This is a genomic window from Pelomonas sp. Root405 (assembly GCF_001425165.1).
GTDB lineage: Bacteria > Pseudomonadota > Gammaproteobacteria > Burkholderiales > Burkholderiaceae_C > Pelomonas.
Window position 1 is genome coordinate 23751 of record NZ_LMDU01000017.1, and the last position, 13518, is coordinate 37268.

Genomic DNA, 13518 nt, shown 5'->3' on the forward strand with positions numbered 1-13518 from the left:
CAATGATCCAGGTTCAACCCGTCATCATGGCCGGCGGCTCCGGCACCCGGCTGTGGCCGCTGTCGCGCAGCGGCTATCCCAAGCAATTCCTTGTGCTGTCGGGCAACGAGAGCCTGTTCCAGCTCGCCGCGCGGCGCCTGGCTGCATTGGCTTCGCCCCAGTTCGAGCTGGCTGGGCCCTGCATCGTCGGCAACGAAGAGCACCGTTTCCTCGTGCTCGACCAACTGCGGGAAACCCGCCTTGAACCGAGCAGTGTGCTGCTGGAACCGTCGGGCCGCAACACGGCGCCGGCCTTGACGCTAGCGGCGCTGGCCGCGCTCGAAGGCGGTGATGATCCGGTCCTTGTCGTCACGCCGGCCGACCAGACCGTCACCAATGCCGCCGCCTTCACGGCGGCGCTGCAGGACGCAATCCGTATCGCGGCCGAGGGCGGGATCGCCATCTTGGGCATTACGCCGGACCGCCCTGAGACGGGTTATGGCTATATCCGCACCGCGGGCGACTCGACCGGACTCGCCGTCGCGCAGTTCGTCGAGAAGCCCAACCTGGAAACGGCCCAGCGTTATTTGGCCGAAGGCGACTACTACTGGAACAGCGGTATGTTTGTGCTGCGCGCCAGCGTCTGGATGAAGGCGCTGGAGCGTTTCCGCCCCGACATCGCCACCGCCACGCGTGCGTCGTGGGACGTCCGCAAGACCGACGCGAAGTTCGTGCGGCCCGGCAAGGCGGAGTTTGCTGCTGTGCCGAGCGAGTCCGTCGACTATGCCGTCATGGAGCGCTGCCCTGGTACCGACATCCCGCTGCGCATGGTTGCGCTCGATGCGGGCTGGAACGACCTGGGTGCCTGGGAAGCCGTCTGGCAAGTGTCCGAGAAGGACGAGAACGGCAACGCCTTCGTCGGTGACGCCCTGATCGCCGACAGCAAAAACACCTTGGTGCACGCCACCAGCCGCCTGGTCGGCGTCGTCGGCCTGACCGACATCGTCGTCGTCGAGACCGCTGACGCCGTGCTCGTCAGCGACCGGTCACGCAGCCAGGAGGTCAAGCAGATCGTCAACCGCCTGGGCGCTGAACAGCGCGGCGAGCATGCCCTGCACCGCAAGGTGCACCGGCCCTGGGGCTGGTACGACAGCATCGACTCCGGCGAGCGCTTCCAGGTCAAGCGCATCATGGTCAAGCCGGGTGCATCCCTGAGCCTGCAGATGCACCACCACCGCGCGGAGCATTGGATCGTCGTCAGCGGCACGGCCGAAATCGTCAACGGCGACAAGACCATCCTGCTGACCGAGAACCAGTCGACCTACATCCCACTGGGCCAGACCCACCGCCTGGCCAACCCGGGCAAGGTGCCGCTGGAGATCATCGAGGTCCAGTCCGGCTCCTACCTTGGCGAGGACGACATCGTCCGCTTCGAAGACACCTACGGCAGGACCTGAAATGACCATCCTCGTGACCGGCGGCGCCGGCTTCATTGGCAGCAATTTCGTGCTCGACTGGCTCCGCCAGTCGGACGAGCCCGTCGTGAATCTCGACGTGCTGACTTACGCAGGCAACCCCGAGAACCTGGCGGCGCTGCAGGGCGATGCCCGCCACATTTTCGTCAAGGGCGACATCTGTGACCGCACGCTCGTTGAGCGCCTGCTGGCTACTCACAAGCCGCGTGCCATCGTGCACTTTGCGGCCGAGAGCCATGTGGACCGCTCCATCAGCGGCCCCGGCGCCTTCATGAAGACGAACGTCGACGGCACCTTCACGTTGCTCGAAGCCGCGCGCGCCTTCTGGAGCGGCTTGGAAGGCGAGGCCAAGGCGTCCTTCCGTTTCCACCATGTGTCGACCGACGAGGTCTACGGTTCGCTGAAAGCGGAGGACCCGCCCTTCGCCGAGACAAATCCTTACGAGCCCAACAGCCCTTACTCGGCAAGCAAGGCGGCCAGCGACCATCTCGTGCGCGCCTGGCATCACACTTATGGCATGCCGGTCGTCACGACCAACTGCTCGAACAACTACGGCCCCTATCACTTCCCCGAGAAGCTGATCCCGCTGATGATCGTCAACGCCCTTGCGGGCAAGCCCCTGCCCGTCTATGGCGATGGCCAGCAGATCCGCGACTGGCTCTACGTGACCGACCACTGCAGCGGCATCCGCGCCGTGCTGGCCGGCGGCAAGCTCGGTGAGACCTACAACATCGGTGGCTGGAACGAGAAGGCCAACATCGACATCGTCAAGACGGTCTGCGCGTTGCTCGACGAATTCAAGCCCTCGTCCGATGGCCCTTATGAGCGCCTGATCACCTACGTGAAAGACCGGCCGGGCCACGACCGCCGCTATGCCATCGACGCCCGCAAGATCGAGCGCGAGCTCGGCTGGCGCCCGGCCGAGACCTTCGAGACCGGCATTCGCAAGACGGTGCAGTGGTATCTCGACCATCCGGAATGGGTCGCCCGCGTGCAAAGCGGCGCCTATCGCGACTGGGTCGCCAAGCAATACGGTTGAAGCGATGAAGATTCTTCTACTGGGCAAGGGCGGCCAGGTCGGCTGGGAACTGCAACGCTCACTGGCCGTGGCCGGCGAGGTAGTGGCGCTGGACTTCGACGACGGCGGCGATTTCACGCAGCCCGAATCCCTGCTGGCGACAGTGCAAGGCATCGCGCCCCAGGTCATCGTCAATGCCGCCGCCCACACCGCCGTCGACAAGGCCGAGAGCGAGCCCGACCTGGCCCGCCAGATCAACGCCACGACGCCTGCCCTGCTGGCCATCGAGGCCAAGCGCCTGGGCGCGCTGTTCGTGCACTACTCGACCGACTATGTCTTCGACGGCAGCGGCGACCAGCCGCGTGACGAAGAGGCCCCAATCGCCCCGCTGAGCGTCTACGGCGCCACCAAGGCCGAGGGCGAGGATGCCATCCGCGCCAGCGGCTGCCAGCACCTCATCCTGCGCACCAGCTGGGTCTATGCCGCCCGTGGCGGCAACTTCGCCAAGACCATGCTGCGTCTGGCGGCCGAGCGCGAGCAGCTCAAGGTGATTGCCGACCAGATTGGTGCACCCACCGGCGCCGAGCTGTTGGCCGACCTGACGGCGCACATGCTGCGCGCCGCGCGGGCCAACCCCGCGCTGACTGGGACCTATCACGCGGTCGCCGGTGGCGAGACGAACTGGCACGACTACGCCCGCTTTGTCATCGAGTTCGCACGCCAGCAGGGCAAAGTCATCAAGGTGGCACCGGAGCAAATCCTGGCCATCCCGACCAGCGACTACCCGACGCCCGCCAAGCGGCCGCTGAACTCCCGCCTGTCGACGGCCAAGCTGCAGCAGCGCTTCGGCTTGCAGCTGCCGAGCTGGCAGCAGGGCGTGCAGCGCATGCTGTCCGAAATTCTTTAAACGCAGTTCAGAGGTCGTTCATGAAAAGCCGCAAGGGCATCATCCTCGCCGGAGGGTCTGGCACCCGCCTGCACCCGGCCACGCTGGCGCTCAGCAAGCAGTTGCTGCCGGTCTACGACAAGCCCATGGTCTATTACCCGCTGAGCACGCTGATGCTCGCGGGCATTCGCGACATCCTCCTGATCAGCACGCCCCAGGACATTCCGCGTTTTGAGGCCCTGCTCGGCGACGGTTCGCGTTGGGGCCTGAACATCAGCTATTGCGTCCAGCCCAGCCCGGACGGCTTGGCGCAAGCCTTCATCCTCGGCCGTGACTTCGTCGGCGACCATCCCAGCGCGCTGGTGCTGGGCGACAACATCTTCTACGGCCACGACTTTGCAGGCCTGCTCGGCAATGCAACCAGCCGTGATGGCGGCGCCAGTGTCTTTGCCTATCACGTGCATGACCCCGAGCGCTACGGCGTCGTCGAGTTCGACGCCGACAAGCGCGCGCTTTCCATCGAAGAAAAGCCCAAGGCGCCCAAGAGCAACTACGCCGTCACCGGCCTGTATTTCTACGACGAACAGGTCTGCGACATCGCGGCAAACATCAAGCCCAGCCCGCGTGGCGAGCTGGAGATCACCGACGTCAATGCCGAGTACCTCAAGCGCGGCCAGCTCAGCGTCGAGATCATGGGCCGCGGCTATGCCTGGCTGGACACCGGTACGCATGACAGCCTGATGGAAGCCGGCCAGTTCATCGCGACGCTGGAAAAGCGTCAGGGCCTGAAGGTCGCCTGCCCCGAAGAGATCGCCTTCCGTGCCGGCTGGATCGACGTCGCCCAGCTCGAAGCGCTGGCCAAGCCGCTGGCCAAGAATGGCTACGGCCAGTACCTGCTGAAGGTGCTGACCGAGAAGGTTTTCTGATCGCGATGCAAGTCACACCGACCGCCCTGCCCGAAGTCCTGCTCATCGAACCCAAGGTCTTCGGCGACGCCCGCGGCTTCTTCATGGAGAGCTGGAACGAGGCGCGCTTCAATGCAGCGCTGGGCTACGACATCCACTTCGTGCAGGACAACCATTCGCGCTCATCGCGCGGCGTGCTGCGCGGCCTGCACTACCAACTGCACCCGCATGCACAGGGCAAGCTGGTGCGCTGCACGTCAGGTGCTGTCTTCGACGTGGCCGTGGACATGCGCCGCTCCAGCGGCAACTTCGGCCGCTGGGTCGGCTATGAGCTGTCAGCCGAGAACCAGCGCCAGCTCTGGATCCCGCCTGGCTTTGCGCATGGTTTCGTCGTCATCAGCGAGACGGCTGACTTCCTCTACAAGACCAGCGGCCGCTACGCTCCCGAATGCGAAGGCGCCGTGCGCTGGGACGATCCGACGGTCGGCATTGCCTGGCCGCTTGACGGCATCGTGCCGCAGCTGTCTGCCAAGGACGTGGCCGCCCCGCTGCTGGCCGACGCCAAGACCTTCGACTGACGCGCAACTCCGCGCCTTGAAAGACGCCCCCCGCTGGAGGGCGTTCTCGTTGCGTCGAGGCGGCTCAAGCCCGGCCGATGCCGCGGTAATCGATGCCCAGCATCTTCATCAGCTTGGGGTCGTACAGGTTGCGGCCGTCCAAGACCACCGGCTCCTTCAACAGGGCCTTCATCGCGTCGAAGTCCGGCGTGCGGAACTCCTTCCACTCGGTCACGATCAGCAGGGCGTCGGCCCCTTGCAGCGCCATGTCGGCGCGCTGCACCAGCCTCACGTCGTCACGCGGCCCGAGGATGCGCGCAGCCTCAGGCATGGACACCGGGTCATAGGCCGCCACTGTTGCGCCGCGCTTCGTCAGCTCATCGATGACCACCAGCGACGGCGCCTCACGCATGTCGTCGGTGTTGGGTTTGAAGGCCAGGCCCCACAGCGCGAAACGGCGGCCCTTCAAGTCTTCGCCAAAGCGGGCCACCACCTTGTCGACCAGCACGCGCTTCTGACGCTCGTTGGCATCTTCCACCGCTGTCAGAACCTTCAAGGCCACGCCATGGTCGGCTCCCGTCTTGACCAGGGCCTTCACGTCCTTGGGAAAACAGGAGCCACCGTAGCCCGCGCCGGCGTATAGGAACTGATAGCCGATGCGGGCGTCCGAGCCGATGCCGCGGCGTACCAGTTCGATGTCAGCGCCGACCTTCTCGGCCAGCAGGGCCAGCTCGTTCATGAAGCTGATGCGCGTCGCCAGCATGGCGTTTGCAGCGTACTTGGTGAACTCGGCGCTTTTGACGTCCATGATCAGCATGCGATCCTGGGTGCGGTTGAAGGGCGCGTATAGCGCACGCATCAGCAGCGTGGCCTGATCGTCGTCGGCGCCAACGATGATGCGATCCGGCTTCATGAAGTCCTCGACCGCCGCGCCCTCTTTGAGGAACTCGGGGTTGGAGATAACCGCATAGGGCATGTCACCCCGGCCTCGCTTGTCCAGCTCTTCCTGGATCGCATCGCGCACGCGATCCGCAGTTCCGACAGGGACCGTGCTCTTGTCGACGATGACCTTGTAGTCGGTCATGCGCTGACCGATGGATCTGGCCGCCGCTACAACATATTGCAAATCAGCCGAGCCATCCTCGCCGGGAGGGGTACCGACCGCCACGAAAAGCATGGTGCCGTGTTGCACGGCCAGATCCACATCCGTCGTGAACTGCAGGCGACCGGCGGCCGCATTGCGCCGCACGATCTCCAGCAGGCCCGGTTCATGGATGGGAATCTCGCCCCGGTCCAGGGTGCGGATCTTCTCCGCATCGACGTCCAGACAGACGACGTGGTTGCCCATCTCGGCCAGGCACGCACCTGTGACCAGCCCAACGTAGCCAGCGCCAATGGCTGTGACCTTCATTCCTGCTCTCCATCAGCTTCGAGTCACGCGTTTTTAATGTCGTCGTGTGACAGCGCTGTGGAGAGTTGTGACAAGGCCTCCGGCCGATCAGACCTTGTAGTAGTCGCGGTACCAGGCCACGAAGCGGTTGATGCCGTCGGGCACGGGCATGGCCGGCCGGAAATCGGTCCAGGCGGCAAGTTCCTCGACATCCGCATGCGTCGCCGGTACATCGCCGTCCTGCAGCGGCATGAAGTTCTTCACGGCCTCGCAGCCCACCGCCTGCTCGATGGCTTGGATGAAGCTCATCAGCTCGATGGGCGCATGGTTGCCGATGTTGAACACGCGATACGGCGCGCTGGAGCGTGCCGGGTCACCCTTGGCAGGGTCGTAGGCCGGGTCGGCCGTGGCCGTGCGGTCCAGCACCCGCACGACACCTTCAGCGATGTCATCGACATAGGTGAAATCGCGAATCATCTTGCCGTGGTTGAACACGTTGATTGGGCGGCCTTCGATGATGGCCTTGGTGAACAAGAAGAGCGCCATATCGGGCCGGCCCCAAGGCCCGTAGACCGTGAAGAAGCGCAACCCCGTCGTCGGCAGGCCGAACAGGTGCGAGTACGTGTGCGCCATCAGCTCGTTGGCCTTCTTCGTCGCGGCATAGAGGCTGATCGGGTGGTCAACGCCGTGATGCTCGGAGAACGGCATCAGCGTGTTGCCGCCATAGACGCTGGAGCTCGACGCATAGGCGAGATGCTGCACGCCGCTGTGCCGGCAGCCCTCGAGCACGTTCGTGAATCCGACGATGTTGCTGTCGATGTAGGCGTGCGGGTTCTCAATGGAATAGCGCACACCAGCCTGGGCGGCCAGGTGGACCACGCGATCGAAGCGCTGTTCGGTGAACAGCTTGGCCATGCCTTCGCGGTCGGCCACATCCATCTGCACGAAGCTGAAGCCCGGCTTGGGCGTCAGCCGTGCCAGGCGGTCGTGCTTGAGCTGCGGGCTGTAGTAGTCATTCAAGTTGTCCAGGCCGACCACCTGGTCACCACGATCCAGCAGGATCTGGCTGACATGCATGCCGATGAAGCCGGCGGCGCCGGTGACGAGTACCTTCACGATGGATTCCTAAGCTGGGGGTGGACCTTGGGCGGCTGCATTGTCCAACAGCCTCTAGTGATGGCTTTCGCGACGCGTACACCCCAGACTGCAGTCGACGGCGTCGCGGCGCACTCGTGCGATATGACCGGCTGCGGCGCCTAATGCCCAAACCGCGTGGCCTGGGTCACGTGCGCTACTTTTGCTTTCAAGTCGGAACCCCCCTATCCAAGGGGGCGGCCGCCCGACAATCCGGCCAGACGCCGGCAGCGGGCCTGGCGTGGTTGTTCCTCCGCCCCGGCCGCAAAGACATGCAATTCCTGACTGACTTCTCGCGTTCGTTCTCATCCACGATCACGCTCGTTTTTACTGCCGCCTTGATGAGCGCCTGCGGTGGGGGCAAGGATGCCGGAGAGCCATCTCAAGGCAGTGGCGCTATGGTCGTGCTGGGGACGTCTGAAACACTGACTCAAGCGCAGGTTTCCTCGACGCTGCAAGAGCCGGCCCGAAGGATTCAATCAACCGCCGGTACCGGCGACGGTGGCGCCGCAACGACCGTGACCGTGCGTGCCTACGCTGACGTTGCAGGCGGTGTGGGCGCGATGGTCTCGGTGCGGGTGGACGGTGTGGTCACCGATACCGTGGAAGTGCGGGCCACCTGGCCCACCGACTACACGCTCGCCGTACCCAGTCTCAAGCCGGGCAGCCAGGTCGACGTGGTCTACACCAACGACTCCGTCGTCAACGGCGTGGACCGCAATCTGTTCGTGCAGCAGATCAGCACCGCGGACACCGCCGTGCTGCCCACCGCTTCCATCGTCACTTTCGACAAGGGTGTCGGCAACGCTGCCTTCGATGGCGAGAACGTCGTTGCCGGCGTCAGCGGCCTTTACAACGCCGGYGCCCTGCGAGTCATTTGGCCTGCGGCCAACCTGAGCGACCGCATCACCGTACGCGCCAGTGGCACCAGCGCCGGTGGCGTCGGCGCTGAGATGAGCGTGCGCGTCGACGGCATCGTGGTTGGCTCCAGCACGGTCTCTTCCGCCGATCCGGCCGACTTTGTATTCGCAGCCCCGCCTTTGGCTGTCGGCAGCCGCGTGGAAGTCGCSTTTGCCAATGCCGGCACGGTCGACAGCCAGGTGCGCAGCCTGCGCGTGCACTACCTGATGTCGGGCACCACCGTGCTGCAGCCCGGCGCCGGCGGTGTTGTGTTCGATGCCGGCAGCGGCCTGGCAGCTTTCGATAGCATCAACGCTGCGTCCACCACGCAGAACCTGCTCACCGCCAACGGCGCCCTGCGCGGCAAGTGGCCCGCGGCCAACATGACGGACTCGCTGACGCTGCGCGCCAGCGCACGCCTGGCCAGCGATGTCGGTCCCATCGTCCAAGTTCGGGTCGATGGCGTTGTCATCGGCACAGTGGAGCTGCGCTCCACCACGCTGGCTGACGTCAGCCTACCCACGCTGCCCATGAAGTCCGGCCAGCGCGTCGAAGTCGTCTACACMAATCCTGTCCAGGACCGCGGCTTGCAGCTGGCCTATGCCATCTCGGGCAAGACCGTGCTGCGTGCGACGAACAATGTCATCGACGCCGCTTGGCCCGACGCCAACCTCACCGACTCCCTCACCGTCCGCGCCCGCGGCACGCTGGCTGCCGGCACCGGTCCGGCCATGCAGGTGTTCGTCGACGGCATCCTCGTCGGCAGCGCGCAGGTCAATTCAATCGACCATGCCGACTACCGCTTTGCCGTGCCGCCCATGACGGCAGGACGCAAGCTGGACATCGCCTTCAGCAACGCGGCCGACGGCGCTGATCGTGACCTGTTCATTGCCTACGCCACCACACGCAACACCGTCTTGCTGCCGGGCATGGCCGGCAACACCTATGACCGCGGCAACGGCGCGGCTGCCTTCGACGGCGCCGATGTCCTGTCTCCCAGCGGCAATATGTTCTGGGCCGCGCTGATGACGCTGTGGGTCGACGGCGTGGCCGTCTCCGCTGCGAACGTCACCAACGCCTCGCCCGTCGACTACCTGATGCCCACCACCGCCCTCAAGCCGGGCAGCAAGGTCGTCGTCGCCTTCTCCAACCCGGGCASCGTCGACGGCGTGACCCGCCAACTCAACGTCAGCTACCTCATCGCCGGCGCTACCTTCGTCACGCCCACCTCCTCCGGGGTCAGCTATGCCTCCGGCACGCTGACCACCTCATGGCCCACCGCCAACATCACCGACTCGCTGACTGTTCGTGCCTACGCGACGCTGGCGGGTGGTGTCGGAGCCATGATGCAGCTGCGGGTGGATGGGGTGATCGTGGGCAATGCCGAAGTGCGCAGCAGCACCCCTGCGGACTACCGATTTGCTGTGCCGCGCCTCTCGGCCGGAAGTCGCATTGACCTCGTCTACACGAACGACGGCAGCGTCAACGGCGTGGATCGCAATCTGTTCGTGCAGTACGTGAACACCGGCAGTTCCACGCTGGTGCCGTTTGCCAGTGGCGTGGTGTTCGATTCCGGTGTCGGTGAATACGGCCTGGACGGCCTTTCCGCCGCCGCCACCAACGGCGCCATGTACATCCCCGGCGCGCTGCGCTTCACGGTGCCTGCGGCCACGGCTGTCGCCAGCGCTGCCCAGAAATCGGCTTCCCGCTTCCTGCAGCAGGCGAGCTTCGGCCCCACGGTCGCCGAAATCGATCGCGTGGCGGTGATCGGCCAGGCAGCCTGGGTCGATGAACAGCTTGCCCTGCCCTTCACGGCTGACATGGTGGCGGCCGTGCAGTCTCGCTACAACCTGGGCGATGCCTACCGTCCCAACGGTGCCAGCTACACACCCAACTGGGTGGGCCAGCGCTTCTGGGCATCGGCCGCCACCAGCCCAGACCAGCTGCGCAGGCGCATGGGCTTTGCTTTGCACCACATCCTGATGGTGTCGCAAGCCGATTCGAATCTCTACCACCACGCTCGCGCCTACGCTCAATACGTCGACACGCTCAATCGCCATGCGCTGGGCAACTACCGCGACCTGCTGGAGCAGGTCGCGCTCAGCCCGGCGATGGGCATCTATCTCTCCCACATCCGCAACAGGCCTGAGAACGCGGCCGTCGGCCGCATGCCCGACGAAAACTTCGCACGCGAGGTGATGCAGCTCTTCACCATCGGTCTGCACGAGTTGAATGCCGACGGCAGCCCAAAGCTCAACGGCAGCGGCCAGCCCATCGAAACCTACACCAACGATGACGTGATGGCCCTGTCGAAGGTGTTCACAGGCTGGAGCTGGGCCTTCCCCGACGCGCAGCTCACCGAACACACCTTCCGCTACGCGAGCCCCGACATCAGCGCCGCCAACGACCAGCGAATCGACACACTGCCGCTGAAAGCCTACCCAGGGCTTCATTCGATGAGCGAAAAACGACTGTTCAGCGGCAAGCCGAATGCGGCAGTGATGCCGGCAGGCAGCAGTGCGCAGGCTGACCTGAAGACGGCGCTCGATGCCCTGTTCAACCACCCGAACGTCGGACCCTTCATCAGCCGCCAACTCATCCAGCACCTTGTAAGCAGCCACCCCAGCAATGCCTATGTGGGTCGCGTTGCTGCTGCGTTCAACAACAACGGCAAGGGCGTGCGGGGCGACCTGGCCGCCGTGGCACGCGCCATCCTGACGGATAGCGAAGCTGTCAACCCGCCGGCCAACAGCGTTGGCAAGCTGCGCGAGCCGGTCGCCCGCGTGGCGCACTGGATGCGCAGTTTGCAGGCCACGTCGATGAGCGGCCAGTACACCATCACCAACGACCTTGAACCGCTGGGCCAGCGCCAGTTCCACGCTGGTTCGGTGTTCGGCTACTTCAGGCCAGGCTACGTGCCGCCGAACACGGTCTTCTCAGGCGACCGCATCACGGTGCCAACGATGCAGATCGTTAGCGAAGCGACCACAACGCAATGGGTGAACATAGCTCAACGCATGGCTGGCGCCGGCATCGGCTGGAACGGCTCGCAAATTGACACGACTGCTGAGCTGCAACCGCTGGCCTCCCTGGTGGCCACAGGTCAGTTGGCAGCGGTGGTCGAGCGACTAAACCTGCTGCTGTATGCCGGCCGCATGAGCAGCGCGCTCAAGCAAGACCTGATGGACGCCATGATCAGCGTGAGCGGTATCGACGCGTCCAGCCACCTCAACCGCGCCCGCGTCGCCGTGTTCCTCGCGCTGGCCTCACCCGAATACCTGGTGCAACGATGACTCGATCTACCCGCACTGACGCCTCCCGCCGCAGCTTTCTTCGCGCCGTGGGTGGCTTGGCTGCCAGCGCGGCAATTCCGCACCGCAGCCTGCCCTTGGTCACGAGCCTGGCCGGCTTGGCTGCTCTGGCCAGCCAGAACAGCCAGGCGGCCACTACCAGCGGCTACAAGGCACTGGTTTGTCTGTACCTGAACGGCGGCAGCGATACCCACAACTGGGTCGTGCCCATCGATGCCACGGGTTACGCCGAATACGTCAGCGCCCGAGGCGAGCTCGCCTGGGCAGCCAACCGCCTCCAGGGCATTACCGCCACAGGCCAAGCCGCCGGCCGCAGCTTCGGCATGCCGATGGAGCTGTCCCCCCTGCGTGACCTGTACGAGGCCGGACAAGCCGCCGTCGTCGCCAACGTGGGCCCGCTGGTGCGCCCCATTACCAAGGCCGAATACGTGGCCGGCATGGGCGTGCCCGCCAAGCTGTTCTCGCACAACGACCAAGCTTCCACCTGGCAGAGCCTCGCTCCGGAAGGCGCTCCCTCCGGCTGGGGTGGGCGCATGGGCGACATTCTCATGTCGGCCAATGCGCAACCGGTCTTCACCGCCGTGTCGGCCAGCGGCAATGCCGTGTTCCTGTCAGGCAGCAGCGTCAGTCAGTACCAGATTGGCCAGGAGGGACCCGTCCTGGCAACCAGCATGAACGGCGGCAGCGTATTCAATTCCAGCAGTGCCGGTGCTGCGTTGCAACGAGCCTATGCGGCCAGCACCACCGACCGCCTGCAGACCGAATACGCGCGCGTGATGCAACGGGGGTTGAGCGCCAATGCCATGCTCCAAACCGCACTGTCGAGCGTGAATGTGCCCGCCATTCCCACTACCGCCATCGCGCGGGTCAACGCCTCCAACACCACGCTGGACCAGCTGAGCCTGGCTCGCCAGTTGCGAGTGGTGCTGCAGATGATTGCTGCCAACCAGACCCTGGGTATGCGGCGCCAGGTTTTCATGGTGCAGATGGGCGGCTTCGACACCCATGCCAACCAGATGCGCGACCAACCTGTGCAGATGGCTCAGGTTGCACAGTCGATCAATTACTTCATGACGGCGTTGAATAGTCTGGGCCTGCAGAACAACGTCACTCTGTTCACCGCCTCAGACTTCGGCCGTACGCTGCTGAGCAACGGGGCGGGCAGCGACCACGGCTGGGGCAGCCATCATTTCGTGGCCGGCGGTGCGGTCAAGGGCAAGCAGATTCTCGGCAACTTCCCCACCACCGCGCTGGGTACCGCGACCGACATCGGCTCCGGCCGGCTGTTGCCCAGCACCGGCGTGACCCAGTTGGCCGGCAGCCTGTCGGGCTGGATGGGCCTGAGCCCCACCGAGCAGCAGCTCGTGCTGCCCAACCTGTCCAGCTTCGGCGCCGGGCCAGCGCTCTTCGCTTGAAGCCAGCGCAATCCATCGAGGTTTCCGCACGCATCAAGCGCAGCGGATGCAGCCCTGCGCTCGTTTGTCTGAGACCCGTTTGAGCACCTGCTGAATAGACGAGCACGCGACGTGAGATGACCCGCCGCACGGCGCCAAAACGCTGTGCTGCGGTTTGTATCTGGGCTTCATGCCCGTCACGCTCCACGGCCGCGTGGTTTGCATCACGGCTGCAACTTTTGCTTTCGGGCCGTACACCCCCTCAAATGAGGGGCTACGCGGACAATTCCGAGCACACGCCGGCGGTCGGCCAGGCGTGGTTGTCCTCCTTCATGGCCGCAAGTCTCATGCACCTCCTGCCCCCCGTTTCGCGCCCGCTGTCATCTGTCATCGTGCTCCTTTTCATGGCGGGCTCACTGACCGCCTGCGGCGGTGGTCGCGAAGCTTCCGAGTCATCTCAAGCCAACACGGCGGCAGTGGCGGAACCGACGAGCGAGGCAGCAGCCGCGCCCCCTGTCGAGCCCCCCACAGCAGCGCTGCTGGCGACACAAGCCGAGGCGCAAGCGCGC

At 65.0% G+C, this 13518-nt stretch carries 9 protein-coding genes; 7 read left to right on the forward strand and 2 right to left on the reverse strand.

The features are described 5' to 3' along the window. Positions 1-2 precede the first annotated feature (2 nt). Genes ASC81_RS24520 through rfbC form a run of 5 tightly spaced genes read left to right on the forward strand, consistent with a single transcriptional unit; the run spans position 3 to position 4841 of the window. Positions 3-1436: a mannose-1-phosphate guanylyltransferase/mannose-6-phosphate isomerase gene (locus ASC81_RS24520; RefSeq protein WP_235533762.1), complete on the forward strand. Its 1434-nt coding sequence runs from the start codon at positions 3-5 to the stop codon at positions 1434-1436. A 1-nt stretch (position 1437) separates the two neighbouring features. Continuing rightward, complete coding sequence (gene rfbB, locus ASC81_RS24525) at positions 1438-2493, forward strand: dTDP-glucose 4,6-dehydratase (protein WP_056273501.1); 1056 nt, start codon at positions 1438-1440, stop codon at positions 2491-2493. A 4-nt stretch (positions 2494-2497) separates the two neighbouring features. Next, a complete protein-coding gene (gene rfbD / locus ASC81_RS24530; protein ID WP_056273504.1) occupies positions 2498-3379 on the forward strand; it encodes a dTDP-4-dehydrorhamnose reductase in 882 nt (293 codons plus the stop codon). A 20-nt stretch (positions 3380-3399) separates the two neighbouring features. Continuing rightward, entirely contained in the window at positions 3400-4284 is an 885-nt protein-coding gene (gene rfbA / locus ASC81_RS24535) for a glucose-1-phosphate thymidylyltransferase RfbA (protein ID WP_056273507.1), read from the forward strand. 5 nt (positions 4285-4289) lie between these two features. Next, positions 4290-4841, forward strand: coding sequence for a dTDP-4-dehydrorhamnose 3,5-epimerase (gene rfbC / locus ASC81_RS24540; RefSeq protein ID WP_056273509.1), 552 nt, complete (start codon positions 4290-4292; stop codon positions 4839-4841). Positions 4842-4905: 64 nt separating this feature from the next. On the opposite strand, the gene ASC81_RS24545 is transcribed toward rfbC, so the two are convergent. Continuing rightward, positions 4906-6231, reverse strand: coding sequence for a UDP-glucose/GDP-mannose dehydrogenase family protein (locus ASC81_RS24545; protein ID WP_056273511.1), 1326 nt, complete (start codon positions 6229-6231; stop codon positions 4906-4908). 87 nt (positions 6232-6318) lie between these two features. Continuing rightward, positions 6319-7326: an NAD-dependent epimerase gene (locus tag ASC81_RS24550; RefSeq protein WP_056273513.1), complete on the reverse strand. Its 1008-nt coding sequence runs from the start codon at positions 7324-7326 to the stop codon at positions 6319-6321. A 542-nt stretch (positions 7327-7868) separates the two neighbouring features. On the opposite strand from ASC81_RS24550, the gene ASC81_RS24555 reads away from it, so the two are divergent. Further along, complete coding sequence (locus ASC81_RS24555) at positions 7869-11537, forward strand: DUF1800 family protein (protein ID WP_162245960.1); 3669 nt, start codon at positions 7869-7871, stop codon at positions 11535-11537. Further along, positions 11534-12970, forward strand: a complete 1437-nt coding sequence (locus ASC81_RS24560; RefSeq protein WP_082536798.1) for a DUF1501 domain-containing protein — start codon at positions 11534-11536, stop codon at positions 12968-12970. Before ASC81_RS24555 ends, ASC81_RS24560 begins: the two co-directional genes overlap by 4 nt. Positions 12971-13518: the final 548 nt, after the last annotated feature.